Genomic DNA, 26,357 nt, shown 5'->3' with positions numbered 1-26,357 from the left:
AAGGTGTTTGCAGATGCTGTTTGATCAGGTGACGGTTATCGGTGGCGGTCTGGCGGGTTCGGAGTGCGCGATTCAGCTTGCAGATCGCGGGTTCGCCGTAAAGCTGTGCGAGATGCGCCCCCAGGTTAGCTCCCCGGCCCACCATACCGATCACCTGGCAGAGCTCGTCTGTTCCAATTCGTTTAAGTCGACCCGTCCGGATTCTGCGGCTGGATTGCTGAAGGCCGAGCTTGAGCGCATGGGTTCAGTCCTACTCGATTGCGCCCATCGCGCGGCTGTTCCCGCCGGTGGCGCCTTGGCGGTCGACCGCGTCAAGTTTTCCGAGTTTGTCGAGGCCGAGGTTGCCGCCCGTCCCAATATCGAGATCGTTCACGGCGAGGTCACGCAGATTCTCGAAGGTCACGTTGTCATTGCCGCCGGCCCCTTGTGCTCGCCGGCGTTGAGCGAAGAGGTCATGAAGCTCGTCGGTGGCGACGCCCTTGCGTTCTTCGATGCCGCGGCGCCGATCGTCGATGCCTCCACGCTCGATATGGACGTGCTGTTCTCGCAGTCGCGCTACGAGGAGCAGGGGAGCGGCGACTATCTCAACGCTCCGCTCAACAAGGAAGAGTACGAGGCCTTTATCGAGGCGCTTACCACGGCCGACCGCGTGGTGCTCAAGGACTTTGAGGGCGGCGATCTGTTCCAGGCCTGCCAGCCTGCCGAGGAAGTTGCGCGCACCGGCAAGGACGCCATTCGCTTTGGCGCCATGAAGCCCGTCGGCCTCACCGACCCGCGAACCGGTCGTCGTCCCTGGGCGGCGATTCAGCTGCGTGCCGAGAACAAGGAGAAGACCGCCTATAACCTGGTGGGCTTCCAGACCAACCTGACCTTTGGCGAACAGAAGCGCGTCTTCCATATGGTGCCGGGCCTGGAGAACGCTGAGTTCTTCCGCTACGGTGTCATGCACCGCAATACCTTTGTCGATGCGCCGCACGTGCTCGATGGCACCTTTGCCGTGCCTGGTACCGGCGTGCGCCTGGCCGGTCAGATCACCGGCACCGAGGGGTACATGGAAGCCGTGGCGACAGGTCTGCTCGCGGCACTCAACACCTATGCCGAGGCTGTCGGGGCCGCTCCCGTCGAGCTGCCGCGCGTGGGTGCTTTGGGCGCGCTCGTGGGCTATGCTACCGATCCGGCCACGGTGGGCTATCAGCCTATGCATGTCAACTTTGGCCTGGTGCCGCCACTCGAGGGTGGTAAGCGCCGCAGCAAGCGCGACCGCTACCAGGCCTATGCGGACCGTGCGCTCGAGGCCCTTGATGCCTATCTGGCCACTCGCCCCGATCTGTTTGGAGGCGACCGGTCATAGCCTTTGACCTGTACGACACCGTCGACTCGTTTATCGCCTATATCGCACGTGTCGAGGGGCTTTCTCCCAATACGGTGACGGCCTATGGCTCGAGGCTGGAGCGCTTTGCTGCCTGGTGCGAGCGCGAGGATATCGATGCTTTCGCTGCCGACGTGCGCACCATTCGTCGCTATCTTGCCGAGCTTTCGCGTGAGCAGGTGGCTCCCCGAACGCTTGCGGCGCATCTGTCGGCTATCCGATCGCTCTATCGATGGATGGCTGCCGAGGGGGTCGTGGAGGGCGATGTGGTCTCGGCAATTTCCTCGCCCAAGCTTCCGCGCGATCTACCCGGTGTGCTGACGACCCAACAGGTGGAGGCGCTGCTCAAGACGCCTGATACCTCAACACCCGCGGGACTGCGCGATGCGGCGATGCTCGAGCTGCTCTATGCCTCGGGCGCCCGTATCTCTGAGCTCGCAGCACTCAATGTGGAGTCCATTGCGTGGTCCGAACGCACGCTGCGCCTGTGGGGCAAGGGGAGCAAAGAACGTATCGTCCCTCTGTATCGTCGTGCGCTCGAGGCGACGCGTCTCTATATTGAGGAGGGAAGGCCGGAGTTGCTCGCTCAGGCAAAGCGTCGTGACCCCGTTACCGGGCCGCATCCGCTGCTTATATCGGCGCGCGGTAATCGCATGAGTGCCGCCATGCTCAGGCGGCGGTTTCATACGCTGGCGACGCTCGCCGGCATGCCTGCCGACATCGCCCCGCATGCGATGCGCCATACCTTTGCGACCGACTTGCTCGAGGGCGGTGCGGACCTGCGCTCGGTTCAAGAGCTGCTGGGCCATGCGAGCCTGTCCACGACGCAGATCTACACGCATCTCACACCCGATCGGCTTAAGCGGGCTGTGGCTCAAGCCCATCCCCGCGGCGAATAGTGGCTGGGACGTCCCGCGCCGCGCTCAGGTGTGTGGTTTTGATTGCGGGTTGGCAGGAAGATGCATTCCTGCTATCATTCATCGGGTTGCTTCACGGCAACAGGTTTTTATCACGCACGCGCGGCTACTTCATACCGTGGTGCCCGGGCTTTGGTAGCACATGTCCGGGTTGGTTTTGGAGGATGACCCCGCGCGGAGGCAAACCACAGGAGGTTTAACATGGCTACCAAGATTAATATCCGCACCCTGCTCGAGGCCGGCTGCCACTTCGGTCACCAGACCCGTCGCTGGAACCCCAAGATGAAGCCGTTCATCTTCGGTGAGCGCAACGGCATCTACATCCTCGACCTTAAGCAGACCATCCTTGACGCCGACCAGGCCTACACCTTCGTCAAGAACGTCGCCAAGGGCGGCAACGTGCTGTTCGTCGGCACCAAGAAGCAGGCTCAGGAGGCCGTCAAGAACGCTGCTGAGCGCGCTAATATGCCCTACATCAACCAGCGTTGGCTCGGCGGTATGCTGACCAACTTCGTCACCATCCGCTCCCGCATCAACCGCATGGAGGAGCTCGAGGCCATGGTCGAGGACGGCCGCATGGCAGTGCTCCCCAAGAAGGAGCAGGCTGTGCTCGGCAAGGAGCTCACCAAGCTCCAGACCAACCTCGGTGGCGCCCGCGACATGAAGGGTCTGCCCCAGGCTCTCTTCGTCATCGACACCAAGCGCGAGGAGAACGCCATCAAGGAGGCTCAGCGCCTGAACATCCCCGTCGTCGCTCTGATCGACACCAACTCCGATCCCGACGAGGTCGAGTACGGCATCCCCTGCAACGATGACGCTATCTCTGCTGTCACCCTTATGTGCGAGCTCATGGCTGACGCCTGCCTCGCTGGCTCCGGCAAGGAGCAGGTCTCCGAGGCCGAGATGGCCGCTGAGCCCAAGGCCGAGTAAATCAGTCTTAGTTAATTCTTTTTCATCTCTTTGAAAGGAACCACAATGGCCCAGATTACCGCCGCTATGGTCAAGCAGCTCCGCGAGATGACCGACTCCCCGATGATGGAGTGCAAGAAGGCTCTCGTCGAGGCTGACGGCGACATGGACGCCGCTGTCGACGTTCTGCGTAAGAACGGCCTTGCCAAGGCTGCCAAGAAGGCTGGCCGTGAGACCAACGAGGGCGCTGTCGCCGCGTTCGTCTCCGAGGATGGCAAGACCGGCGCTCTGCTCGAGCTCTCCTGCGAGACCGACTTCGTTGGCTCCAACGCCAAGTTCACCGGCTTTGCTTCCAAGGTCGCTGAGGTTGTCGCTACCACCGAGCCTGCTGACGTCGACGCTCTGCTCGAGAAGCCGATGGGCGAGGAGACCGTTTCCTCCGAGCTCACCGAGATGATTCACATCATGGGCGAGAACATGAAGATCTCCCGCTTCGCTGCCCGCAAGGCCGAGAACGGCGCGCTCGCTTCTTACATCCACATGGGTGGTAAGATCGGCGTCCTCGTCGAGTTCGCCTTCGAGAAGGCCGAGACCGCTCAGGCTGAGTCCTTCAAGACCTTCGCTCACGACGTTGCCCTTCAGGTTGCCGCCGTCGCCCCGATCTGCGCTACCCGCGATCAGGTTCCGGCCGAGACCGTCGAGCACGAGAAGCAGATCTACATGGCCCAGGCTGCCGAGTCCGGCAAGCCCGAGGCTATCCAGGAGAAGATGGCTGTTGGCCGTCTGGAGAAGTTCTACAAGCAGTCCGTGCTCACCGAGCAGGAGTTCATCAAGGACAGCTCCCTCACCATCAAGAAGTACGCTGAGCAGGTCTCCAAGGAGCTCGGCGACACCATTACCGTCGTTGCCTTTGACCGTCTGGTCCGTGGCGAGTAAATAAGCTCTTGTAGCTGGTAATGAGCAGGCTGTGGGTTTTACTCACAGCCTGCTTTTTCATGGCTCTTATCAGAGCCTTTGATATCATATTGAGAGTCTAATTAAAGGAGGATCGCTTTGTCCGACATCCGATATAAACGCGTGCTTCTTAAGCTTTCCGGCGAAGCACTGATGGGCGACGGCCAATATGGCATCGACCCCAAGGTTACCGATCATCTTGCCAAGCAGGTCAAGGAACTGCTCGCCGTTGGCCATGAGGTCGGCGTCGTTGTCGGCGGCGGCAATATTTTCCGCGGCATGGCAGGCGCTGCCGGTGGCATGGAGCGTGCTCAGGCCGACTACATGGGGATGCTGGCAACCGTTATGAACGCGCTCGCCCTGCAGGATGCCTTCGAGCACAACGATGTTCCTTGCCGCGTGATGAGCGCTATCCAGATGAACGAGATCTGCGAGCCCTATATTCGTCGCCGCGCTATCAACCATCTGTCCAAGGGCAACGTCGTCATCTTCGCTGCCGGTTCGGGCAATCCGTACTTTACGACCGACACCGCCGCGGCTCTTCGTGCGTGCGAGATCGGCGCCGAGATTCTGATTAAAGCCACCAAGGTTGACGGCATCTACGACAAGGATCCCGTCAAGTGCGCCGATGCCGTCCGTTTTGACAAGATTACCTATCACGAGGTTCTCGTCCGCGGTCTGCAGGTTATGGATTCCACGGCTACGGCACTGTGCCAGGATAACCGTATGCCGATTTTGGTCCTCAACATCGATGGCGAGGACACCGTCAAGCGCGCGCTCGCGGGTGAGCCCGTCGGCACGCTCGTCTATCAGGAGGATTAAGCATGGCAGAGAACATCACCGCCCATATGGACAAGTCGCTCGAGTCCCTCAAGCATAACTTCTCCAAGGTCCGTACCGGTCGTGCCAACGCCAACATTCTGTCCGACATCACCGTCGATTATTACGGTGTCCCCACGCCGGTCACGCAGGTTGCCGCCGTCAAGACCCCCGAGGCTCACATGCTGCTCATCGAGCCGTGGGATAAGGCGCTCATCAATGCTATCGTCAAGGCCATCGGCGCTTCCGATCTGGGTATTACCCCCAACTCCGATGGCACCGTCGTTCGTCTTCCGTTCCCGGCTCCCACTGAGGAGCGCCGTCGCGAGCTCGTCAAGGAGTGCCGCGAGTACGCCGAGCAGGCCAAGGTGTCTATCCGTAACATCCGTCGCGACTTCAACAACAAGCTCGAGCGCGATGAGGAGCTCACCGAGGACGACGTACGTCGCGAGCAGGCCAAGGTCCAGAAGCATACCGATGAGTATGTCGCCAAGGTCGAGGAGCTTCTGAAGGAAAAAGAAGCCGAGGTCATGGAGATCTAAGGTGCAATACGACGAGCATAAACTGGTCGAGTACTTTGCCGACGCCCCTGCGGGCGTCGGTTTTTCCGACCTTGACCTCAATAACATTCCGCACCATATCTCGTGCATCATGGACGGCAACGGTCGTTGGGCCACGTCGCGCGGTCTTGCACGCACCGAGGGCCACAAGGCGGGTATCGTCTCGCTGCGCGAGATCATTACCGCCTGCGTGCGCCTGGGCGTCGACGTGCTTTCGGCCTATGCATTTTCGACCGAAAACTGGAATCGACCGCAGCACGAAGTCAACGTTCTGATGCACCTGTTTGCCAAGACGTTTATCGACGAGCTGCCGCTTCTGAAGCGCGAAAATGTGCGCGTAGTCTTTTTGGGTGACATTTCCGCGCTGCCCAAGAAGACTCGCGACGTTTTTGAGCGTGGTCTTGCCGAGTGCGCCGATCACACCGGTATGACGCTGGCGCTTGCCGTCAACTACGGCGCGCGTGCCGAGATTACCCGCGCTGTCCGTCAGATCGCATCCGACGCTGCCGCCGGTAAGATCGATCCTGCCGCAATTGATGACGACATGGTGGCTTCCCACCTCTATACCGCCGGTCTTCCCGATCCCGAACTTGTGATTCGCACCTCTGGTGAGCTGCGCCTTTCGAACTATCTGCTGTGGCAGGTGGCTTATTCCGAATTCTACGTCACCGATACCTATTGGCCTGACTTTGATCGTTGGGGCCTTGTCGACGCCATTTTGGCCTATCAGGGCCGTGACCGTAGGTTTGGTGGACTGAGCAAGACCGAGGAGGCTTAATCGTGTCCGATCGTCCCAAGGCATCTGCTCCCAAGACGCCAGTTTCCGCGGCGCCTGCGCGCAAGGCTGCCACTGCGGGAGCGCCTGCAGCGAAGAGCGGCACCGGTTCGTGGCTGGCGGGCTTTATTACCCGTGCCGCCGCCGGTATCGTCTACGCCGTTGTCTTTATCCTGTGCCTGGTTTTGGGTATCGTGCCCACGGCCATCTTTGTTTCTGTCATGAGCGGTCTGTGCTGCTATGAGTTTTTCCGTATGACAAGGCTCGATGGCAAGATGGCTAACGAGCGCATGGGTATCGCTGCCGCCGTACTCTTTCCGCTGTCGGCGTTGGGCGATTCGATGTTGCTGAATGCCCTGCTTTTTGCCTTGATGCTCGCTGTGGGCATTTGGTATGTCTGGTCGCCGCGTACCCGCATCTCTGATGTGGCCGTGACGCTCATGGGTCCCATCTACACTGGCTTTATGCTGTCGGCTATCGTGCTGCTGCGCGATGCCGTGCCCGGTTTTGCCGGCGCCCTGCTTTCAGTGGGCGTTTGCGCGTCCCTTTGGGTCTCCGATTCGTTTGCCTACATCGTGGGCAGCCGTATCGGCAAGCACAAGATGGTTCCCAAGATCTCCCCCAAAAAGAGCTGGGAGGGGTTTGCCGGCGGCATCTTGGGCTCGGTTTTGATTTGGCTCATCCTGTGGGCGACGCACTTCTACAAGCTCAGCCTGCCCTATGCGCTGCTGTGCGGCGTGGTCGTGTCCATTCTGGGCGTTATCGGCGACCTTATCGAGTCGCGCATCAAGCGCGGTGTGGGCGTCAAGGATTCCGGCAACCTTATCCCGGGCCACGGCGGAATGCTCGATCGTAGCGATTCGCTTATCTTCGGTTGCATCACCGCACAGCTGTTGCTGATGATCGGAGGCGTGCTGTAATGTCCTTCCAGACGACGTATGGCCCCGATGGACGCCTTCGCGTTGCCATCCTGGGTTGTACGGGCTCTATCGGCACCCAGGCGCTCGATGTGTGCCGCCAGCATGCCGATCGCCTGCAGGTGACGGCGCTGTCCGTTAACTCCAGCACCTCGGAGCTCGTTGCCGCTGCCCGCGAGTTCTCGGTTCCGGCGGTTGCCGTTGCCGATGTCGCTCATGGCGATGACGCCGTGCTGCAGGAGTTGCCCGAGGGAACGAAGCTCGGCGTTGGCGCGCAGGCGGTTTGCGAGCTCGCGCATCGCGACGATGTCGACTGCGTGCTTGTCGCTATTGTGGGCGCAGCCGGTCTCGAGGCGAGCCATGCGGCCTTGACCTCGAATAAGCGCCTTGCCCTTGCCAACAAGGAGTCCCTCGTCGTCGGTGGCGACTTGCTTATGCCGTTGGCACAACCGGGCCAGCTTATTCCGGTCGACTCTGAGCATTCCGCCATCTACCAGTGCTATCTGGGGGAGAACCCGCGCGAGGCCCACTGCATTTGGCTCACCTGCTCGGGCGGTCCGTTCTTTGGCCGCACGCGCGACGAGCTCGATCGCGTGACGCGTGCCGATGCCCTCGCGCATCCCACGTGGGCCATGGGTGCCAAGATCACCATTGACTCCGCCACCCTCATGAACAAGGGCCTGGAGCGCATTGAGGCCATGCATCTGTTTAGCTGCGACCTCGATTTCATTAACGTGGTCGTGCAGCGTCAGTCCAAGATTCACTCTATGGTCGAGTTCGCCGACGGCTCCGTGATGGCGCATCTCGGTGCATCCGACATGCGTATTCCCATCCAGTTCGCGTTCTCGTATCCCGAGCGTTGGGATACCCCGGCGCCTCGTATCGATTTCCGCGAGCTGGGGCAGCTCACGTTTGATGCTGCCGACATGGATACCTTCCGCTGTCTGGCACTGGCCGAGCGTGCCGGCAAGACGGGTGGCACCATGCCGTGCGTGCTCAATGCCGCCAACGAGGTCGCCGTCGATGCCTTCCTGCACGATGGCTGCAGCTTTACCGATATCGATCGCATTGTGGAATCCTGCATGGACGCCCACGATATGCAGGTGGTCGATTCGTTTGAGCAGCTTCGCTACATCGATGCGTGGGCGCGTGAAAAGGCTGCGCAGGTGCTCGCCGCAACCCGTTCCTAACCCATAAGGATTGCTTTTTCGTTTTATGGATACTGTTCTGAGCGTTCTCTCATCGGTCTTTTGGGGCCTGCTGATGCTTTCCGTCCTCGTGTTTTTGCACGAGGGCGGCCACTTTTTGGCGGCGCGTGCCTGCGGCGTCCGTGTGACCGAGTTCTTTTTGGGTCTGCCGTGCCGCTTTGACATCCATTACACGTCGCGTCGCATTGGAACCAAGTTTGGCGTGACCCCGCTGCTGCTGGGTGGCTACGCTGCCATCTGCGGTATGGATCCGACCGATGTTTCGTGCGCCGATCGCGTGCTCGCGGCTATCTATCGTCATGGTCGCGTGACCGTGGCCGACCTTGCTGTCGAGCTCGAACTTTCCGAGGAGGATGTGCTCGAGGCATGCGCCCTTTTGCTGGGCTGGGGCTCCATCGCGCCCTGGTATGAGGAAGGGGAGAAGCCCTCGCCGAGCTACTATCCCACCAAATATCAGACGTTGCCACGAGACACGGCAGGCTATACCACCTTTGATGGTCGCCGTTTCGATCGCGAACATGCGACTGCCGAGGGCGATGTGTGGGAGCTGCCGTGCGGCGAGGCCGAGTTCCTTGCGCAAGAACGCTCGCACACCTATCTTGGCCAAGGCTTTCTCAAGCGCGCCTTTATGCTGCTCGCAGGCATTATCGTCAATATCTTGACGGGTTTTTTGCTCCTTATGAGCATCTATTCCATTGCGGGTGTCACCGTGCCGATGGATACCAACGCGATCGGTCAGGTTGACGAGGGGTCTATTGCCGCCAAGGCGGGTATCGAGGCCGGTGATGCGATCCTTTCGGTTGACGGTGTCTCATGTTCTACTTGGATGGATGTCTACGATGCCATCGGCAAGGCCGCCGGTAAGGACGATATCGCCATCGAGTACGAGCGTGACGGCAAGCAGCATTCGACCACGGTTGCGCTCAAAGAGGACGAGCGCCTAGGTGTGTATGCCTCTACGCAGGTGGTCCGTATAGACCCGATCACCTCGGCGCGTCTGTCATTCTCCTATGTTGTACAGACGGCGGATGGCGTGATGCGCCTACTCCAGCCGCAGCATACGATGGAGATTCTCGATCAGTCTTCTTCGATCGTGGGTATTAGCGTTATGTCCTCACAGGCTGCTGCTGCCGGCCCTGCCACGTTCCTTTCGTTTGCCGCCCTCATTTCATTCTCGCTTGGCTTTATGAACCTGCTGCCCATCCCGCCACTCGATGGCGGCAAGCTAGTCATCGAGATCATTCAGAAGATTGCGGGCCGCGAGCTTCCGCTCAAGGTCCAGACGATTGTGAGCTATGTGGGCATCGCGCTCTTTGCGCTGCTGTTTGTCTATATGCTTCGTTCCGACATCCTTCGATTTATTCTGTAGGGGAGTGTTTGGATTGTCTTTATCCCATCCTTTGCCTCGCGAGCTGACGCGCCCCGTGCATGTGGGCGGCGTGCAGATCGGTGGCGGCGCGCCGGTGGTGGTCCAATCTATGACCTGCACCGATACCGCTGATGCCCAGGCAACGCTTGCGCAAGTGTGCGCGTTGGCGCAGGCTGGCTGCGATATCGTGCGCGTGAGCGTGCCCTCCGAGGCCGCGCTTGAGGGCTTCCGCACCATCTGTGCCGAGTCTCCGGTGCCGATTGTCGCCGATATCCACTTTAACCATAAGCTCGCCATTGGTGCTGTTGAGGCCGGTGCCGCCAAGCTGCGCATCAATCCCGGCAATATCGGCGATTGGGCCAAGGTTGACGCGGTGATCGATGCTGCGGGTGCCGCGGGCTGTGCGATTCGCATTGGCGTGAACGCGGGCTCGCTTGAGCAAGATATTGCCGAGCGCGACGACCTCACGCAGCCCGAAAAGCTCGTGATGTCGAGCGAGCGCTTCGTCAAGCACTTTGAGGATCGCGGCTTTACGAATATTGTGCTTTCGGCCAAGGCCCATAGCGTGCAAACGACGCTCGATACCTATCGAGCCCTGTCACGTGAGATTCCCCACGTTCCGCTTCACCTGGGCGTGACGGAGGCGGGGACCAAGCTTCAGGGCACCATCAAGAGCTCTGTAGGCTTGGGTATCTTGCTTTCCGAAGGCATTGGCGACACCATGCGTGTGTCGCTCACGGCCGATCCGGTTGAGGAGCCGCCGGTCGCCTGGGGAATTCTACAGTCGCTGGGCCTGCGTCGCCGTGGTCCCGAGATTGTCTCGTGCCCCACGTGCGCCCGCTGCCAGGTTAACCTCATTCCCATCGCCGAGGAGGTCACCGAGCGGCTTAAGAACTATTCCGCGCCGCTTTCGATTGCCGTCATGGGATGTGCCGTTAATGGCCCCGGTGAGGCTTCTGATGCCGACCTGGGCGTTGCTTGCGGACGTGGTCAGGCCTTGCTCTTTTCGCATGGCCAGATCATTGGTAAAGTAGCTGAGGACCAAATTGTCGACGCGCTTATGGCAGAGGTCGACAAGCTTATTGAGGAGAAATAAATGACCCGAGCAATGTATATGTCTAAGCTCTATGCGCCGACGCTTAAAGAGGATCCGGCGGACGCTGAGCTCGCCAGCCACCGCCTGCTGCTCCGTGCCGGCATGATCCGCAAGGAGGCCGCCGGCCTGTATTCCTATCTGCCGCTTGCTTGGCGCTCGATCCGCAAGATTGAGAACATCGTGCGCGACGAGATGGACGCTGCCGGCGCCCAGGAGCTTATGATGCCCATCATGGTCGATGCCGAGCTGTGGCGTGAGTCCGGCCGTATCGACGCCTATGGCAAGGAGCTTGTGCGCTTTGACGACCGTCACGGCCGCGAGTTTGTGCTCGGACCCACGCACGAGGAGACCGTCACGGCCCTAGTGCGCAATGAGCTGCGCTCCTATAAGCAGCTGCCCGTCAACCTGTACCACATTCAGGACAAGTTCCGCGACGAGTTCCGCCCTCGCTTTGGCCTGATGCGCGGTCGCGAGTTCATCATGAAGGATGCCTACAGCTTCTCCGCCACGCAGGAGAGTCTGCAGGAGGAGTACGACAAGATGAAGCAGGCCTACGCCAACATCTGCGAGCGCTGCTACATCAAGGCTCTGCCCGTTGTCGCCGACTCCGGCGAGATCGGTGGCGATACCTCCGTCGAGTACATGGCTTTGGCCGACGCCGGCGAGGCTTCGCTGGTCTACTGCGACGATTGCGGCTTTGCTGCCGATGACGAGGCGGCAAGCACCAAGGTCGTCGTGACCGAGGGCCCCGGCGACGGTACGCTCACCAAGGTCGAGACTCCGGGCATGGGCACCATCGAGGCCGTTGCCAAGTTCTTTGGCTTCCCCGAGAACGGTACGCGAAAGTCGCTGGCGTTGATCGATGCCGAGGGCAAGCCAGTCGTGGCCATTGTCCCGGGCGATCATGAGCTCAACGACTGCAAGGCCGAGCATGTCTTTGGCAAGGGCTATCGCATGATGACCGACGAGGAGCTCCAGACCTACGGTCTGCACAAGGGCTTTATCGGACCGGTTAACTTGCCCGAGGGCATCCGTCTGGTGTGCGACGAGAGCCTGCGCGAGTCCAAGCAGTGGGCCTGCGGTGCCAACGAGGTCGATTATCACTTTACCGGTGCCTGCCCCGAGCGCGACTTTACCGTCGATGAGTGGGCAGATCTGGTCACCGTCGTTGCCGGCGATCCCTGCCCGCACTGCGGCAAGCCGCTCTCTGCTGCTCGCGGCATCGAGGTCTCGCAGGTCTTCCAGCTGGGTACCAAGTATTCCGAGGCCATGGGCGCCACCTTTATGGACGAGGACGGCAAGGAGAAGCCGCTTATCATGGGTTGCTACGGCGTGGGCGTGTCCCGCTCGCTTGCTGCCGTCGTGGAGCAGCACAACGACGAGCACGGTATCGTCTGGCCGGTTTCCGTTGCCCCGTACGAGGTCGCTGTGATTCCGCTCGATCCCAAGAAGGAGGAGTGCGCAACCGTCTGCGACCAAATCGTCGAGGGCTTGTGCGCCGAGGGTATCGAGGTCGTCGTCGACGACCGTGACGAGCGTCCCGGCTTTAAGTTTGCCGATAACGACCTTATGGGATTCCCGTATCAGGTGGTGCTTGGCAAGCGTGGCCTTAAGAATGGCACCGTTGAGCTCAAGGACCGTGCCACGGGCGAGCGCGAGGACGTGGCGATTGACGAGGTCGTCGCCAAGGTTGCCGAGCTTGTTAAGGCGGCCCGCCGTTAATCGACGTTTCTGCTATTAGATGTAATTGCGGGACTGCTCCGTATCTCTCTTAGGAAGAGATGCGGAGCAGTCTATTTTGTTGCGTGAATAAACTCGATGGGTAAAGGAAAACCCCACAGCCCATATGAGCTGCGGGGTTTTCTTGTGCCTCCGATGCGAAATAAATCGCTCAGATATTACTGATAATCGACGACGTCGATCCAGTTCTTCAGGAACTCATCGTTCACGTTGCGCTTACGAGCGAGCTCGGAAGCGGCGACGATGCTCGTCCACTGACGCACGACCTGCATGGGCATGTCGGCGCGGTCGCAGTAGAGCTCCAGGTAGGCCTCAGCCTGGTCCTTGCTGTTGAGGGCGAAGAGCAGGTAGGTGGTGGCAACGTCGGCAGCAGGGGAGCCCTGGGTGGCGTGTGCCCAGTCGCACACATAGAGCTGGCCGTCGTCGCCGACGATGACGTTGGAGGGGTTGAAGTCGCCGTGGCAGACCTTGAACTCCTTGGTCATGCCGTCCAGACGCTCCTGAAGGTTGTAGCGCGTGGTGGCATTGAGCTGATCAAGGCTATCGATCATGCGGGCGAACTTGTCGCGCTGACGGTTGAGCAGCGGGGAGGTGTAGCCGTGGATCTCGATCTGGAGGTCGACGAACATCTCGAGATACTCACCAAAGCGCTGGGGCTCGGCAGTCATCTTCTCGGCAAGGGTGGTGCCCGGAACCTTCTCGGTCACGAGCGCCCAGCCGTTGGCGTTCTCGAGCTGGGAAACCTCGAGAGCCTTGGGGCTGCGGATGCCGCACTCATTGATGCGGGCAAGATTCAAAGCCTCGTTGAACACGTCGGAGACAGGCTTGGTCTCGTTAAAGACCTTGACGATCTTGTCGCCCAGGTCGTAAACGACCTTGTTGCCACGGCGGACGAGCTCGGTCTTGGAATCGGGTAGCAGCATGGTTGCATCCTTTCAACGATGCGATAGAAGCGACGGCGGGGGTGTGTGAAACACCCGTGCACCCCCGCCGTTAAAAACCGTGCTAAAACTAGCAGACGGCGTAGTCCTGAGGCTCGCGGCCGTAGTAGGCGTCCAGATAGAGCTCCTTGATCTCGCTCATGAGCGGGTAGCGCGGGTTGGCGCCGGTGCACTGGTCGTTGAATGCCTGCTCGGTCATCTCGTCGAGGGTGTCGAGGAAGTACTGCTCGTCAACACCGTAGTCGGCGATGGTCTTCTTGACGCCGATGAAGTCCTTGAGCTCCTCGAGCTTCGTGATGAAGTTCTCGAAGACCTCCTTGTCGTCCTTGCCCTCGATGCCGCAGTACTTGGCCATCTCGGCGTAGTTGTGCAGCGCGTTGGGGTAAGGATACTGGGAGAAGGTACCCATCTTGACGGGAGCCTCGGCGGCGTTGTAGCGCATAACGCGGGTCAGGATGACGGCGTTGGCGAGGCCGTGGGGCAGGTGATGGAAGGCGCCGAGCTTGTGAGCCATGGAGTGGTTGAGGCCCAGGAAGGCGTTGGCGAAGGCCATACCGGCCATGCAAGAGGCGTTGTGCATCTCCTCGCGGGCATGCGGGTCCTTGGCGCCGTTCGTGAAGCTGGAGGGCAGGTTCTCGAAGACGAGCTTAGCAGCGCGCTCGGAGAGGCCCTTGGTGTAGTCGGAAGCCATGATGGAGACGTAGGACTCGATGGCGTGGGTCATGACGTCGATGCCGGAGGCAGCGGTCAGGCCGCGCGGGGCGGTCATGCAGTTGTCGGCGTCGACGATAGCCATGTTGGGGAGCAGCGCGTAGTCGGCGAGCGGCCACTTGATGCCGGTCTCCTTGTCGGTGATGATGGCGAACGGCGTGCACTCGGAGCCGGTACCCGAAGAGGTCGGGACGGCGACGAAGTAGGCCTTCTTGCCCATCTCGGGGAAAGTGAAGATACGCTTGCGGATGTCCATGAAGTCCATGGCCATGTCCTCAAACTTGCACTCGGGGTGCTCGTACATCATCCACATGATCTTGCCGGCGTCCATAGCGGAGCCACCGCCGACGGCGATGATCACGTCAGGCTCAAAGAGAGCCATCTGCTTGGCGCCGCGACGTGCGCACTGCAGCGACGGATCGGGCTCGACGTCGTAGAAGCAGTCGTGGGCGATGCCCATCTCGTCGAGCTTGGCCTCGATGGCGCGGGTGTTGCCATTCTTGAAGAGGAACTGGTCGGTGACGATGAAGGCGCGCTTCTTGCCCATGACGGTACCGAGCTCGTCGAGGGCGACGGGCGTGGAACCCTTCTTGAAGTAGACCTTCTCGGGAGCGCGGAACCACAGCATGTTCTCACGGCGCTCGGCCACAGTCTTAACGTTGATCAAGTGCTTCACCCCAACGTTCTCGGAGACGGAGTTGCCGCCCCAGGAGCCGCAGCCCAGGGTCAGAGACGGCTTCATGCCAAAGTTGTACAGGTCACCGATGCCGCCGTGCGAGGACGGGGTGTTGATGACGATACGGCAGGCCTTCATGACGTGCTCGAACAGGCTGATCTTCTCGGCCTGGGCGGGGTGCACGTACAGAGAGGCGGTGTGGCCCGGGCCACCGGCGAGCACCAGGTGCTCGGCCTTGTCGACGGCCTCCTGGAAGTCCTTGGCGTGATACATGGCCAGGACCGGGGAGAGCTTCTCGTGGGAGAACTCCTCCTTGGCGGGGTCGGTGGAGGTGACCTCGGCGATCAGGATCTTGGTCTTGGCGGGAACCTCGATGCCGGCGAGCTCAGCGATCTTGGCAGCAGCCATGCCGGGGATGCGGTGATCGAGGGCGCCATTCTTGAACATGGCGGCACGCAGTGCCTCCATCTCGGCACCCTGCTTGACGAAGTAGCAGCCGCGCTTCTGGAACTCGGCCTTAACCTGGTCATAGATGGTGTCGATGACGGTCACGGACTGCTCGGAAGCGCAGATCATGCCGTTGTCGAAGGTCTTGGAGTGGATGATGGAGTTGACGGCGAGCAGCACGTCGGCGGTGTCGTCGATGACGACCGGGGTGTTACCGGCGCCAACGCCCAGGGCGGGCTTGCCCGAGGAGTAGGCGGCCTTGACCATGCCCGGGCCACCGGTGGCGAGGATGATGTCGACGTCGCGCATGACCATGTTGGTCAGCTCGATGGAGGGGACATCGACCCAGCCGATGATGCCCTCGGGGGCGCCGGCCTTGACGGCGGCGTCAAGCACGAGCTTAGCGGCGGCGATGGTGCACTTGGCGGCAGCCGGGTGCGGGGAGATGATGATGGCGTTGCGGGTCTTCAGGCTGATCAGCGTCTTGAAGATCGCGGTGGAGGTGGGGTTGGTCGTCGGGATGACGGCGCCCACGATACCGATGGGCTCGGCGATCTTGGTGATGCCATAAGCCTCGTCGCGCTCCAGGACACCACAGGTCTTGGTGTTCTTGTAAGCGTTGTAGATGTACTCTGCGGCGTAGTGGTTCTTGATGACCTTGTCCTCAAGAACGCCGCGGCCGGTCTCCTCGATGGCCATCTTCGCCAACGGGATACGAGCCTTGTTGGCGGCCATGGCGGCCTCATAGAAGATCTTGTCGACCTGCTCCTGCGTGTACGTAGCAAAAAGCGCCTGGGCCTCTCGCATCTGAGCGAGCTTAGCCTCAAGCGCCTCTACGTTGTCCACAATTGCGGGAGTAGTGTTTTCCGGTGACTTTTTCACCATTTGTGTCTCCTTGCGATCGGAGATTTACCCTACGTCTTGCATGATAGCAAGAAATTATTCGGCGAACGGCAAGATTCCCGTAAAAGGCATACTAAAACGCTTCAATAAACTGAAGCGTTTTAACTAAAACTATCTGCCAGTGCATCGCCCCGCTCATTGGGGACAGACTTACATGAGTGGTTTCACTCATTTGGGACAGACATCGATTTGCGATTTTGTCGTTTTGGGCCTGTTTTTGTTGCTGATCGGATATAAATAGGTCACAGGCTCAGCATTTCGCGTTTCTTCTCTCCTTTTAGGTGTTGCCTGTACGGCTTTGAAAGGAGAGACCATGCCCCGATGCGCCCGCGAAATATCGCTCACCGGCTATTACCACGTCTTTGACCGCGGTAACTCCAAACAGATCATTTTTGAAGATGATTCCGACCGCTATCGTTTCCTATCGGACATATCGGACAGGTTTGCGTGCCATGACGTGGCGGTGTTGGCCTGGTGTCTTATGGACAACCACTTCCATTTGATGGTTGATGACCCATATGACAACCTTTCAAAGGCAATGCAGTGCGCGCTGACGGCGTATGCCAAGTATTTCAATGGGAAAACGGGAAGAACGGGCCATCTGTTTGACAATCGCTATTCGCGGGTCGCGGTTGAGTCGGACACGCAGGCAGTGCAGCTGCTCGACTATATTCATCTCAATCCCGTGAAGGGTGCGCTTGACTCGCTCGAGGCGTACCGCTGGTCAAGCTATAAGGCGTATCAGCTGGGCTATGATCCCTTTGACATCTGTGATGCGGCCCCTATGCTTGATGTTGTCGGAGGCTCCCGTCGCTATTGCGAGCATCTCAAGAAAGTTGCCGGGCGCATCTGGTCAGTGGAGGTTCTTCCGCGCCGGCGGATCCCTGATGAGGAGGCCCTTTTCGTTGCGCGCGAAGTCCTGACGAGCATAGATCCTGCGTTGCTCAAGGCCCTGCCACGCCCCGAACGCGATGCCTGCCTGCTGAGGCTCAGGCGGGCACATCTCACGGTCAAGCAAATTGCCCGTATCACCGGTATCGGCGCCACAAGCGTGACCAAGGCTACTGCAGGCTGGAAGGATGCAGCGTGAGATAGGGGCCGGAGCCGATCGGGACGCCGCATGCGTGCGTCATGTCTGTCCCCAATGCGTGAAAACACTCATCTAAGTGTGTCCCCAATGAGTGCAAAAAGGCGCCCTCCGTGGGGGAGAACGCCTTTGGTAAGTTCTATATGAACGCGAGGTCTTTGACCCGGAGAGTCCGAGGTACTTGTTGGTAAGACCTTATTTAGGAGCGCGCAACCTTGCCGGACTTGAGGCAGGTGGAGCAAACGTTCATCTTGCGACGGTGACCATCGACGACGACGTAAACGCGCTGGATGTTGGGGCGGAACTTACGGTTGGTGACGCGGTGAGAGTGGCTGATGGAGCGACCGGCAACGGGGTGCTTACCGCAAACTTCGCAAACTTTGGACATAACTGACCCTCCTTGGGCGACAAACGAACATGTCGCGTTAACAAACAAGCCTGAACTATAGCACAGAAGCAGCTCCCTGTGCGTAATCTACACAGAGATATTCCTCTTTTGGCGATAGTGCTCACGCCACGGCCCTGGACGTAGATCCGATTTGCGTGCAGCAGAGGGGATTATGCCAGCTCGTGCGTGCGTTTTCAAGCTCGTCCCACAAATATATATAGGTTTATGGAGCACCTGCGCCCGTTTACGGATTGTTCTGTATTTATGCTCGCAATTAAGCTCGAGGTTGGCTACACTATCCCTTGACCATTAAAGGGGTACGAGATACCCACATGGAATTACATAGCTGCCAAAGAGCAGCCCTTCCTGTGGGTGTCTGGTCCGCTTTAAGCGGTCGGGCATCTATTTTTTTGACTGTGTCAGCAGTCAAGACATGTGAGGAAGGAGATCGATGGGCACGACTTCCCCCAAGGCGGTCATCATGGACGAGACCGCCGTCAATCGAGCGATGACCCGCATCGCGCACGAGATTCTCGAGCGCAACGAGGGCTGTGAAGACCTCGCTCTGGTCGGCATCGTCACGCGCGGCGACCTTCTGGCAAAGAAACTCGCCGAGGAGATCAAGGAGATCGAGGGCGTCGACGTTCCGCTCGGCAGCCTGGACATCAGCTTCTACCGCGATGACTATGCGACCAATTTCGCTCCCGCGATCCACGCTACCAACATTCCCTTCAGCGTCGATGGCAAGCGCGTCGTGCTGGTGGACGACATCCTGTATACGGGCCGTACTATCCGCGCCGCTCTGGATGCCGTCATGGACCTGGGCCGTCCGAGCCGCATCGAGCTGGCAGTTCTCGTTGACCGCGGTCACCGTGAGCTCCCCATCTCGCCGGACTTTGTCGGCAAGAACGTTCCCTCGTCGCATGAGGAGAACGTGCACCTATATATGAAGGAAGTCGACGGCCACACCGCCGTCGAGATTAACGACGTCGCGCCGGGTTCCCACGTGGGCTCCGCGCCGCTGGGAGGTGAGTAGTACCGTGGCGTTCAACCATAAGCACCTGATCGACATTACCGAGTACTCCGAAGAGGATATCAAGCTCATCCTCGAGACCGCCAAGGCGTTCTCTGAGGTCAACGAGCGTGCGATCAAGAAGGTCCCCACGCTCAAGGGCAAGACCATCGTCAACATGTTCAACGAGCCCTCGACGCGCACCCGCAGCTCCTTCGAGCTCGCCGAGAAGCGCCTTTCGGCCGACAGCCTCAACTTTGGCGGCTCCTCGACCTCCACGGTCAAGGGCGAGAGCCTCGTCGACACCGTCGAGACCCTCAACGCCTACAAGATTGATTGCATCGTCGTTCGCGATAAGCACGCCGGTGCTCCCTACATCGTCACGCAGAACTCGCCCGCGAGCGTCATCTGCGCCGGCGACGGCAAGCACAACCATCCCACGCAGGCCCTGCTCGACCTGTACACCATCTGGGAGCACAAGGGTGACTTCCACGGTCTGAAGGTCGCCGTCGTCGGTGATATCGCGCACTCCCGCGTGTGCGGCTCGCTGATCCCCGCACTTAAGATCATGGGCTGCGAGACCTACGCCGTCGCCCCCGGCACGCTGCTGCCGCCGGCGCCCGAGGTCCTGGGCTGCGACCACGTGACGAGCGACCTCGATTCCGTCCTGCCCGAGCTGGACGTCGTCTACATGTTGCGCGTGCAGCAGGAGCGCCTCGAGGGCGCACCGTTCCCCACGATTCGTGAGTACCACAAGCTCTTCGGTCTGACCAAGGACCGCGAGAAGCTCATGAAGCCCGATGCGATTATCTGCCACCCGGGCCCCATCAACCGCGGCGTTGAGTTCGACTCCTATATGGCCGACCACCCGCAACGCTCCGTCATCCTGGAGCAGGTCTACGCCGGTATCTGCGTGCGTATGGCTATCCTGTATCTGCTGCTTGGAGGTGCCGATAATGGCCTTGCTTCTTAAGAATGCCCACGTCGTCGATCCGTCCGTCGAGCTTGACGGTGTCGTCGACGTCCTGATCGACGGTGACAAGATCGCCGAGGTCGGCGAGAACCTCGCCGCCGAGGGAGCCGAGGTCCGTGACCTTTCCGGCAAGTATCTCGTCCCCGGCCTGGTGGATATGCACGTGCATCTGCGCGAGCCTGGCTACGAGGTCAAAGAGGACATCGAGAGCGGCACCCGCGCTGCTGCCAAGGGCGGCTTCACCGGCGTGTGCGCCATGCCCAACACCGATCCCGTCACCGATAACGGCACCGTCGTGGAGTTCGTCAAGTCCCGCGCTGCCGAGGTCGGCCACTGCCGCGTCTATCCGTCGGGCGCCATGACCCGCGGTCTTAAGGGCGAGGCCATGTCCGAGATGGGCGATATGGTCGCCCACGGCGCCGTCGCCTTCACCGACGATGGTCGCGGCGTGCAGGGCGCGGGCATGCTCCGTCGCTGCATGGACTACGGCAAGATGTTCGGCAAGGTCTTTATGAGCCACTGCCAGGACGAGGATCTGGTCGGCCACGGCCAGATCAACGAGGGCAAGGTCTCGACCCGTCTGGCCCTCGAGGGTTGGCCGGCCGCCGGCGAGGAGCTTCAGATTGCCCGCGACATCGAGATTGCCAAGCTGACCGGTGCCAAGCTGCACATCCAGCACATCTCCACCGCTCATGGCCTGGAGCTCGTGCGTGCCGGTAAGGCTGCCGGTGTCCAGGTGACCTGCGAGGCTACCCCGCACCACATGTTCCTGACCGAGAACGACCTGGACGAGACCTACAACACCTCGCTCAAGGTCAATCCGCCGCTGCGCACCGACGAGGATGCCGAGGCCATCCGTCAGGGTGTCATCGACGGTACCGTCGACGCTATCGTTACCGACCACGCTCCCCACACCCCGTGGGAGAAGGCCCGCGAGTTCGAGCTTGCGCCCTTTGGCATGATCGGCCTCGAGACCTCGCTGTCGCTTGTGCTCTCCGAGCTGGTCAACACGGGCAAGATGAGCATGGGCCGCATGGTCGAGCTCATGGCCATCAAGCCGCGTGAGATCCTGGGCCTCGACCAGGTTCAGGTCAAGGCGGGCTCCGTTGCCGACCTGACCGTGTTCGACCCCTCCGCAACCTGGACGGTTGGCGAGGACGGTTACGAGTCGCGTGCCGAGAACTCCGGTTTTGCCGGCCGCACGCTCACCGGTCGTGCCACCGATGTATTTGTCGGTGGCAAGCAGACGCTCGCCGACGGCTGCATCTGCTAGCATAGCCTTATCGCTTTTGTGCGCGGCGCCCTTGCGGTGCCGCGCTTTCTGTTCGTTTAGACCATGCAACCGCATGGGGGATTGGAGCGTCTATGCCCACACCTTCCACTGCACGCATGCACGACTTCGAGGTCGTCTCGAACCGGGAGATCGCCGACGGCATCTTCTCGCTCGTCATCTCGGCCCCCAAGCTTGCAAGTGCGCTCAAGCCCGGTCAGTTTGTGAACATCGCCGTCCCCGGCGATGCGTCTTCTCTGCTTCGTGTGCCCTTGAGTTTCTACCGCGCCGACGCCGAGGCCGGCACCGTCGAGCTGTGGTACGCCGTCGTGGGCGACGATACCCGCCGTTTGTCCCAGATGGGCCCCGGCTCCACCTCTAACCTGCTGGGCCCCGGTGGTCGTGGCTGGATGGTACCCGAGGGCACCAGGAAGGCTTTGCTCGTCGCCGGTGGTATCGGCGTTCCGCCTGTGCTTTGTCTTGCCGGTATGCTTGCCGAGCAGGGTGTTGATGTGGACGTGTGCCTGGGCTTTGGCACCGCGTCCAAGGCCGTGGGTGTCGAGGAGTTCCGCGCGCTGGGCGCCACGGTTAATGTGTGCACCGACGACGGTTCGCTCGGCACGCACGGTTTTTGCACCGATCCTGCCGCAGAACTGCTTGGCGAGGGCGGCTACGACTACGTGGCCAGCTGCGGCCCCGCCGTCATGATGAAGAAAGTCGCCGCCGCTGCCGCTGAGGCCGGTGCGTACTGCGAGGTGTCGCTCGAGCGCATGATGAGCTGCGGTTTTGGCGCCTGCAACACCTGCAATGTCGAGACGGTCGACGGTATGAAGGGCGCCTGCATGTGCGGCCCCGTGTTCGATGCTTCCAAGGTGGTGGTCTTCTAGTGGGTACCGTGAACATGGCCGTCGATTTCGGCGGCGTCAAGATGCGGAACCCCATCAACACCGCAGCCGGTACCTTCGGCTACGGTTGGCAGTTCCAGAATTTCTTCGATGTTTCCCAGCTGGGCGCCATTACCACCAAGGGCTGTGCCGCCGAGCCCTGGCCGGGCAACCCTGCGCCCCGCATGGCCGAGATTCCTGGCGGTATGATCAACTCCGTGGGCCTGCAGAACCCCGGTGTCGCCGCCTTTGCCCGTGAGTCCGGCCCGTGGCTCGAGCAGCTGTCCAAGGACGGTTGCCAGGTCATTTGCCAGGTTGCCGGGCACTCCGTTGATGAGTTTGTGCGCGCGCTCGAGATGTATGTCGAGCTGTGCCCCTGGGCTGCCGGCTACGAGATCAACGTGAGCTGCCCTAATATCGCCGCCGGCGGTGCCGCCATGGGCTCCACGCCCGAGGGCGCCTCTTCCGTTATGGCTGCTTGCCGCAAGGTGACCGATAAGCCGCTGTTCGTGAAGATGGCGCCGGTCAACGTCGCCGAGATCGCCAAGGCCCTCGAGGCTGCCGGCGCCGACGGCCTTTCGGTCATCAACTCCATCCAGGGCATGGCCATCGACGTCCATACCCGCAAGTCCCGCGTGGCCAAGCCCAAGGGCGGCCTTTCGGGCCCGCTGTGCCACCACATCGCCGTGCGCATGGTCTGGGAGGTTGCCCAGGCCGTCGATATCCCCATCAACGGTGTCGGCGGTGTCATGACTGGCGAGGATGCGGCTGAGTTTATCCTGGCCGGCGCCACCTGCGTGTCGGTCGGCATGGCCAACTTCGTCGATCCGTGCGCTTCGCTTAAGATCGCGCATGAGCTCGAGGCCTGGGCCGAGTCCCAGGGCGTAAAGGACATCAACGAGCTGGTGGGTGCTTTCGAATGCTAGAGAATGATGCCCGCGACCGTGTTATCGTCGCCCTCGACTGCGACCGTGAGCGCGCGCTCGAGCTCGCCCACGAGCTTTCGGGCCATGCCGCTTGGCTCAAGGTCGGCATGACGCTCTATTACGCTGAGGGTCCCCAGATCGTCAAGACCTTTAAGGACCTTGGCTTTAAGGTCTTCCTCGACCTTAAGTTCCACGACATTCCGCATCAGGTGCGCGGCGCTGCCCGCTCGGCCTCGCTTGCCGGTGCCGACCTGCTTTCGGTCCACGGCCTGGGCTCGGGTGCTATGCTCGCTGCCTGCCGCGAGGGTGCCGAGGAGGCGCGTGAGGACCGCGCCAAGCTCGTCGCCATCACCGTGCTCACGAGCATGAATCAGGATGCTTTGAGCGAGATCGGCGTCGAGTCTCCCGTGGCCGAGGAGGCCGCCCGCTTGGCAAAGCTTGCTCAAGCCACTGGCATCGATGGCATCGTGTGCTCACCGATGGAGGCTCACGACATGCGTGAGCTGCTGGGTCCTGATGCCCTGATCGTGACTCCGGGTGTGCGTCCGGTGGGTGCCGCCCTTGGTGACCAGTCCCGCGTGGCGACGCCTTCCCAGGCTATCGAGCGTGGCGCAAGCCACATTGTGGTGGGCCGTCCCATCACCGGTGCCGACGATCCGGTTGCCGCCTTTGACGCCATCGTCGCCGAGCTGGTCGAAAACGTCGCGTAAAAGATTCCCCTAAGTCACCACTTTTGGGTCTCATTAGCACAAAATAGCCCCTGTGCCTGCGTAAACTTTCCCATCCTTTGTGTGGAATCGCAGGTCAGGGGCTTAACTTTGGGCGCAGTATATTGCACTTTTTGCGGGTATCGTCTAACCTATGGAGCCGCGATTAGGCATTTTGTACGTTCTACGTGCTAAAATGCCAATTATTGAATCAGATATAACCCAACTATTTGGAGGTACGAATGGCACTCCCTCAGCTTACCGACGAGCAGCGCAAGCAGGCTCTTGAGAAGGCTGCTGCCGCACGTCACGCCCGCGCTGAGCTTCGCGAGCAGATCAAGAAGGGCGAGAAGTCCCTCGAGTCCGTGCTCAACTCCGATGACCCCATCGCTTCCCGCATGAAGGTTTCCACCCTCATCGAGTCTCTCCCCGGTTATGGCAAGGCCAAGGCCGCCAAGATCATGGAGGAGCTCGGTATCTCCGCTACTCGTCGCGTCCAGGGCCTCGGTGTCCGTCAGCGCGAGCAGCTCCTCGAGCAGCTGACCAAATAAGTGAGCGCTCAGGATTCCAAGCTCTTTGTGATTTCTGGACCGTCAGGCGCAGGCAAGGGTACGCTCGTCACTCGTGTGCGCGAGCGCCGCTCGAACCTGGGTCTGACGGTTTCGGCTACCACGCGAGCACCACGCAAAGGTGAGGTCGACGGCGTCAACTACTTTTTTCTGACGCGCGAGGAGTTCGACCGCCGCGTGGCAAACGGTGAGTTTGTTGAGTGGGCTGAGGTCCACGGTAACTGCTACGGCACGTTGGTGAGCGAGGTCACATCCAAGCTCGCCTCGGGCTCGTCTCTGATTTTGGAGATCGATGTCCAGGGCGCCCTGCAGGTGAAGGAGCGTTTCCCCGAGGCCGTGCTGATCTTTATCAAGCCGCCTTCGCTTGAGGTGCTCCGCGAGCGTCTGGTCGGTCGCGGTACCGAGACGCCCGAGACGATTGAGCTGCGTATGGCAAACGCCGCCGATGAGCTTGCCCTTGCCGACCGCTACGACGACGTCGTGGTGAATGACGATCTCGACCGCGCGACCGATGAGCTCGTTCGCGTTCTCGATATGCATGAAAGGATCTGAGGTCCGTGTCCGTTGTAAAGCCTTGCATTGACGATCTTCTGGAGAAGACCGATCACAACCGCTTCCTGCTCGCTTCGCTTGCCTCTAAGCGCGCCTGCGACATCAATAGCATGCTGCGTGGCCAGCACAACCGCGTGCTTGCCGTCCAGGATGTCGATGACATCACCATCGGGCTTTCCGGTGCCGATACCATCTCGATGGCTATGGACGAGATTGTCGACGGTGACATCTCTTACGACGAGGCCCGTTACGAGAAGGCGCTCGGCCACAAGGTTGCTGAAGCCTAAATGGCGGCTCGCGTCTGCCTGGTCCACTATCACGAGGTTGGACTGAAGGGCAAGAACCGCGCACATTTTGAGCATATCCTCATGGATAACATCAAGGCGGCCTTGGCCGCCTTTTCCGTGAACGCCGTGTCTCGAATTTCCGGTTATATCCTCGTGACCTTTAACGAACATCAGGCCGACGAGGCGGCGCGTGTCATTCGCACCGTTCCCGGCGTTGCCCGTGTGTCTTTGGCGTATCACACCAACCGCGACCCGCAGGAGTACTGCGCCGCCGCCGTGAAGGCGCTGCGCGAGTTTGGTTCCTTCGATTCGTTTAAGGTGCACGCCAAGCGCTCCAATACTGACTATGAGCTCACCTCGATCGATATCAATCGTCAGGTGGGCGAGGTACTGTGTGAGGCCTTCCCCGATAAAAAGGTTCAAATGCACGACCCCGATGCAATGGTGCACGTACTGGTGGTCCAGGGTAGCGTTTACGTGTACGCACGCTCCGAGCGCGGCGTGGGCGGTCTGCCGGTGGGTTCTGCCGGCAAGGTCGTGACGCTGCTGTCCTCGGGTATCGATTCTCCGGTGGCGACCTGGATGCTCGCGCGCCGCGGCGCGGTTTGCGTGCCGGTACATTTCTCCGGTCGTCCGCAGACGCCCGATACGAGTGAGTATTTGGTGCAGGATATCATCCGTGCGCTTGAGCCGGGTGTCCAGATCGGCCGCCTGTACGTGGTGCCGTTTGGCGACTGCCAGCGTGAGATTTCGGTCACCTGTCCCAGCAACCTGCGCGTGATCATGTATCGCCGCATTATGTATTCGGTTGCTGAGCGCATTGCACACATCGAGGGTGCCAAGGCCATCGTTACGGGCGAATCGCTTGGACAGGTTGCTTCCCAAACGCTTGAGAACATCATGGCCGTCAACGAGGCCGTGAAGATCCCCGTGTTCCGTCCTCTCATCGGTTCGGACAAGCAGGAGATCATCGCGCGCGCCGAGGAGATCGGTACGTTCGATATCTCGACTGAGGCCGCTCCCGACTGCTGCACGCTGTTTATGCCGCGCCGTCCCGAGACACACGCTAAACTCGATGCCGTGCATGAGGCCTGGGAACTGTTTGATCACGAGGAGATGATTGAGCGCCTGCTCAAGCAGACCGAGTACATCGACTTCGAGAGCAACACATATAAGGCCCCTAAGACCTTAAAACGCAAACATTCGGAGCTTGCTCCGCGTGAGATTTACCAAGATTACGAGTAAATTTGTGCATAGACCGACGATGCGCCTGCATCGTCGGTCTTTTGCTATCTGGGCATTTTGCGGCTAAGTGTTCATTTGCTGACGTGTGCCTGAATAAATGGACAGATTTGTGCAAGGTTTTGGTCAGCTTTTGTTTTGACCTCGAA

Annotated in this window: 26 protein-coding genes; 23 read left to right on the top strand and 3 right to left on the bottom strand. The window is 60.3% G+C overall.

The features are described from left to right. Nucleotides 1–13: 13 nt before the first annotated feature. The 12 genes from trmFO to DW233_RS03585 all read left to right on the top strand — a co-directional run bounded on the left by trmFO (nt 14) and on the right by DW233_RS03585 (nt 12,615). Entirely contained in the window at nt 14–1,351 is a 1,338-nt protein-coding gene (gene trmFO / locus DW233_RS03640) for a methylenetetrahydrofolate--tRNA-(uracil(54)-C(5))-methyltransferase (FADH(2)-oxidizing) TrmFO (protein ID WP_118266746.1), read from the top strand. Further along, a complete protein-coding gene (locus tag DW233_RS03635) occupies nt 1,348–2,268 on the top strand; it encodes a tyrosine recombinase XerC (protein WP_117736674.1) in 921 nt (306 codons plus the stop codon). The genes trmFO and DW233_RS03635 overlap by 4 nt, the downstream gene beginning before the upstream one ends. A 219-nt stretch (nt 2,269–2,487) precedes the next feature. Beyond that, nucleotides 2,488–3,216 (top strand): 30S ribosomal protein S2, encoded by a 729-nt coding sequence (gene rpsB, locus DW233_RS03630; RefSeq protein WP_006236109.1) that lies wholly within the window; start codon nt 2,488–2,490, stop codon nt 3,214–3,216. Nucleotides 3,217–3,261: 45 nt separating this feature from the next. Continuing rightward, complete coding sequence (gene tsf / locus DW233_RS03625; RefSeq protein WP_022094736.1) at nt 3,262–4,131, top strand: translation elongation factor Ts; 870 nt, start codon at nt 3,262–3,264, stop codon at nt 4,129–4,131. A gap of 117 nt (nt 4,132–4,248) precedes the next feature. Then, nucleotides 4,249–4,971, top strand: coding sequence for a UMP kinase (gene pyrH / locus DW233_RS03620; protein ID WP_040359955.1), 723 nt, complete (start codon nt 4,249–4,251; stop codon nt 4,969–4,971). Between the two features lie 2 nt (nt 4,972–4,973). After that, nucleotides 4,974–5,510 carry a ribosome recycling factor gene (gene frr / locus DW233_RS03615; protein WP_006236112.1) on the top strand — a complete coding sequence of 179 codons (537 nt, stop codon included), beginning with the start codon at nt 4,974–4,976 and terminating at the stop codon, nt 5,508–5,510. 1 nt (nt 5,511) lies between these two features. Beyond that, nucleotides 5,512–6,306 (top strand): isoprenyl transferase, encoded by a 795-nt coding sequence (locus tag DW233_RS03610; RefSeq protein WP_117637242.1) that lies wholly within the window; start codon nt 5,512–5,514, stop codon nt 6,304–6,306. Nucleotides 6,307–6,308: 2 nt separating this feature from the next. Further along, on the top strand, nt 6,309–7,223 hold the full coding sequence (locus DW233_RS03605; protein ID WP_233502344.1) for a phosphatidate cytidylyltransferase: 915 nt from the start codon (nt 6,309–6,311) through the stop codon (nt 7,221–7,223). Continuing rightward, entirely contained in the window at nt 7,223–8,410 is a 1,188-nt protein-coding gene (dxr, locus tag DW233_RS03600; protein ID WP_118266744.1) for a 1-deoxy-D-xylulose-5-phosphate reductoisomerase, read from the top strand. The genes DW233_RS03605 and dxr overlap by 1 nt, the downstream gene beginning before the upstream one ends. A 25-nt stretch (nt 8,411–8,435) precedes the next feature. Continuing rightward, nucleotides 8,436–9,797: an RIP metalloprotease gene (locus DW233_RS03595; protein WP_118266742.1), complete on the top strand. Its 1,362-nt coding sequence runs from the start codon at nt 8,436–8,438 to the stop codon at nt 9,795–9,797. Nucleotides 9,798–9,810: 13 nt separating this feature from the next. Further along, the gene (gene ispG / locus DW233_RS03590; protein WP_117779087.1) at nt 9,811–10,893 is read left to right on the top strand and encodes a flavodoxin-dependent (E)-4-hydroxy-3-methylbut-2-enyl-diphosphate synthase; all 1,083 of its coding nucleotides are present in this window, start codon (nt 9,811–9,813) and stop codon (nt 10,891–10,893) included. Then, the gene (locus tag DW233_RS03585) at nt 10,894–12,615 is read left to right on the top strand and encodes a proline--tRNA ligase (protein ID WP_233502546.1); all 1,722 of its coding nucleotides are present in this window, start codon (nt 10,894–10,896) and stop codon (nt 12,613–12,615) included. It begins immediately after the preceding gene. A 176-nt stretch (nt 12,616–12,791) separates the two neighbouring features. Here DW233_RS03585 and DW233_RS03580 read toward each other — a convergent pair whose 3' ends face one another. Next, nucleotides 12,792–13,556, bottom strand: coding sequence for an aminoglycoside phosphotransferase family protein (locus tag DW233_RS03580; protein ID WP_006236119.1), 765 nt, complete (start codon nt 13,554–13,556; stop codon nt 12,792–12,794). A gap of 88 nt (nt 13,557–13,644) precedes the next feature. Beyond that, nucleotides 13,645–16,293 carry a bifunctional acetaldehyde-CoA/alcohol dehydrogenase gene (gene adhE, locus DW233_RS03575; protein ID WP_055250041.1) on the bottom strand — a complete coding sequence of 883 codons (2,649 nt, stop codon included), beginning with the start codon at nt 16,291–16,293 and terminating at the stop codon, nt 13,645–13,647. A 316-nt stretch (nt 16,294–16,609) separates the two neighbouring features. On the opposite strand from adhE, the gene DW233_RS03570 reads away from it, so the two are divergent. Then, nucleotides 16,610–17,401, top strand: a complete 792-nt coding sequence (locus DW233_RS03570) for a transposase (protein WP_147357125.1) — start codon at nt 16,610–16,612, stop codon at nt 17,399–17,401. Nucleotides 17,402–17,597: 196 nt separating this feature from the next. Here the strand turns inward: DW233_RS03570 and rpmB are convergent, their stop codons facing one another. Continuing rightward, nucleotides 17,598–17,786 (bottom strand): 50S ribosomal protein L28, encoded by a 189-nt coding sequence (rpmB, locus tag DW233_RS03565; protein WP_022094725.1) that lies wholly within the window; start codon nt 17,784–17,786, stop codon nt 17,598–17,600. A gap of 451 nt (nt 17,787–18,237) precedes the next feature. Between rpmB and pyrR the strand changes: the two genes are divergently transcribed. From pyrR to thiI, 10 genes are all read left to right on the top strand, one after another. Continuing rightward, on the top strand, nt 18,238–18,822 hold the full coding sequence (gene pyrR, locus DW233_RS03560; RefSeq protein WP_006236123.1) for a bifunctional pyr operon transcriptional regulator/uracil phosphoribosyltransferase PyrR: 585 nt from the start codon (nt 18,238–18,240) through the stop codon (nt 18,820–18,822). 4 nt (nt 18,823–18,826) lie between these two features. Then, nucleotides 18,827–19,771: an aspartate carbamoyltransferase catalytic subunit gene (locus DW233_RS03555; RefSeq protein WP_035138537.1), complete on the top strand. Its 945-nt coding sequence runs from the start codon at nt 18,827–18,829 to the stop codon at nt 19,769–19,771. Next, nucleotides 19,755–21,044 carry a dihydroorotase gene (locus DW233_RS03550; protein ID WP_118266740.1) on the top strand — a complete coding sequence of 430 codons (1,290 nt, stop codon included), beginning with the start codon at nt 19,755–19,757 and terminating at the stop codon, nt 21,042–21,044. The genes DW233_RS03555 and DW233_RS03550 overlap by 17 nt, the downstream gene beginning before the upstream one ends. A gap of 116 nt (nt 21,045–21,160) precedes the next feature. After that, nucleotides 21,161–21,928: a dihydroorotate dehydrogenase electron transfer subunit gene (locus DW233_RS03545; RefSeq protein WP_118266776.1), complete on the top strand. Its 768-nt coding sequence runs from the start codon at nt 21,161–21,163 to the stop codon at nt 21,926–21,928. A gap of 14 nt (nt 21,929–21,942) precedes the next feature. Further along, complete coding sequence (locus DW233_RS03540; RefSeq protein WP_199574573.1) at nt 21,943–22,851, top strand: dihydroorotate dehydrogenase; 909 nt, start codon at nt 21,943–21,945, stop codon at nt 22,849–22,851. After that, nucleotides 22,845–23,561, top strand: coding sequence for an orotidine-5'-phosphate decarboxylase (pyrF, locus tag DW233_RS03535; protein WP_118266736.1), 717 nt, complete (start codon nt 22,845–22,847; stop codon nt 23,559–23,561). Before DW233_RS03540 ends, pyrF begins: the two co-directional genes overlap by 7 nt. 239 nt (nt 23,562–23,800) lie before the next feature. After that, nucleotides 23,801–24,109: an integration host factor, actinobacterial type gene (mihF, locus tag DW233_RS03530; protein ID WP_006236130.1), complete on the top strand. Its 309-nt coding sequence runs from the start codon at nt 23,801–23,803 to the stop codon at nt 24,107–24,109. Then, nucleotides 24,110–24,679, top strand: a complete 570-nt coding sequence (gmk, locus tag DW233_RS03525; RefSeq protein WP_099431806.1) for a guanylate kinase — start codon at nt 24,110–24,112, stop codon at nt 24,677–24,679. Between the two features lie 5 nt (nt 24,680–24,684). Next, nucleotides 24,685–24,966, top strand: a complete 282-nt coding sequence (locus DW233_RS03520; RefSeq protein WP_035138532.1) for a DNA-directed RNA polymerase subunit omega — start codon at nt 24,685–24,687, stop codon at nt 24,964–24,966. Next, nucleotides 24,967–26,211 carry a tRNA uracil 4-sulfurtransferase ThiI gene (gene thiI, locus DW233_RS03515; RefSeq protein WP_117758525.1) on the top strand — a complete coding sequence of 415 codons (1,245 nt, stop codon included), beginning with the start codon at nt 24,967–24,969 and terminating at the stop codon, nt 26,209–26,211. Nucleotides 26,212–26,357: the final 146 nt, after the last annotated feature.

This window comes from Collinsella sp. AM20-15AC (assembly GCF_003471405.1).
Lineage (GTDB): Bacteria > Actinomycetota > Coriobacteriia > Coriobacteriales > Coriobacteriaceae > Collinsella.
This window is presented reverse-complemented; position numbering and strand designations above follow the sequence as displayed.

What these genes read in the sequence shown, in the direction of transcription:
- thiI (WP_117758525.1), top strand. Translation starts at nt 24,967, where the DNA reads ATGGCGGCTCGCGTCTGCCTGGTCCACTATCACGAGGTTGGACTGAAG.
- DW233_RS03585 (WP_233502546.1), top strand. Translation starts at nt 10,894, where the DNA reads ATGACCCGAGCAATGTATATGTCTAAGCTCTATGCGCCGACGCTTAAA.
- rpsB (WP_006236109.1), top strand. Translation starts at nt 2,488, where the DNA reads ATGGCTACCAAGATTAATATCCGCACCCTGCTCGAGGCCGGCTGCCAC.
- mihF (WP_006236130.1), top strand. Translation starts at nt 23,801, where the DNA reads ATGGCACTCCCTCAGCTTACCGACGAGCAGCGCAAGCAGGCTCTTGAG.
- DW233_RS03550 (WP_118266740.1), top strand. Translation starts at nt 19,755, where the DNA reads ATGGCCTTGCTTCTTAAGAATGCCCACGTCGTCGATCCGTCCGTCGAG.
- DW233_RS03545 (WP_118266776.1), top strand. Translation starts at nt 21,161, where the DNA reads ATGCACGACTTCGAGGTCGTCTCGAACCGGGAGATCGCCGACGGCATC.
- DW233_RS03595 (WP_118266742.1), top strand. Translation starts at nt 8,436, where the DNA reads ATGGATACTGTTCTGAGCGTTCTCTCATCGGTCTTTTGGGGCCTGCTG.
- dxr (WP_118266744.1), top strand. Translation starts at nt 7,223, where the DNA reads ATGTCCTTCCAGACGACGTATGGCCCCGATGGACGCCTTCGCGTTGCC.
- tsf (WP_022094736.1), top strand. Translation starts at nt 3,262, where the DNA reads ATGGCCCAGATTACCGCCGCTATGGTCAAGCAGCTCCGCGAGATGACC.
- rpmB (WP_022094725.1), bottom strand. Translation starts at nt 17,786, where the DNA reads ATGTCCAAAGTTTGCGAAGTTTGCGGTAAGCACCCCGTTGCCGGTCGC.
- adhE (WP_055250041.1), bottom strand. Translation starts at nt 16,293, where the DNA reads ATGGTGAAAAAGTCACCGGAAAACACTACTCCCGCAATTGTGGACAAC.
- DW233_RS03540 (WP_199574573.1), top strand. Translation starts at nt 21,943, where the DNA reads ATGGCCGTCGATTTCGGCGGCGTCAAGATGCGGAACCCCATCAACACC.
- pyrR (WP_006236123.1), top strand. Translation starts at nt 18,238, where the DNA reads ATGGGCACGACTTCCCCCAAGGCGGTCATCATGGACGAGACCGCCGTC.
- trmFO (WP_118266746.1), top strand. Translation starts at nt 14, where the DNA reads ATGCTGTTTGATCAGGTGACGGTTATCGGTGGCGGTCTGGCGGGTTCG.
- frr (WP_006236112.1), top strand. Translation starts at nt 4,974, where the DNA reads ATGGCAGAGAACATCACCGCCCATATGGACAAGTCGCTCGAGTCCCTC.
- pyrF (WP_118266736.1), top strand. Translation starts at nt 22,845, where the DNA reads ATGCTAGAGAATGATGCCCGCGACCGTGTTATCGTCGCCCTCGACTGC.
- DW233_RS03580 (WP_006236119.1), bottom strand. Translation starts at nt 13,556, where the DNA reads ATGCTGCTACCCGATTCCAAGACCGAGCTCGTCCGCCGTGGCAACAAG.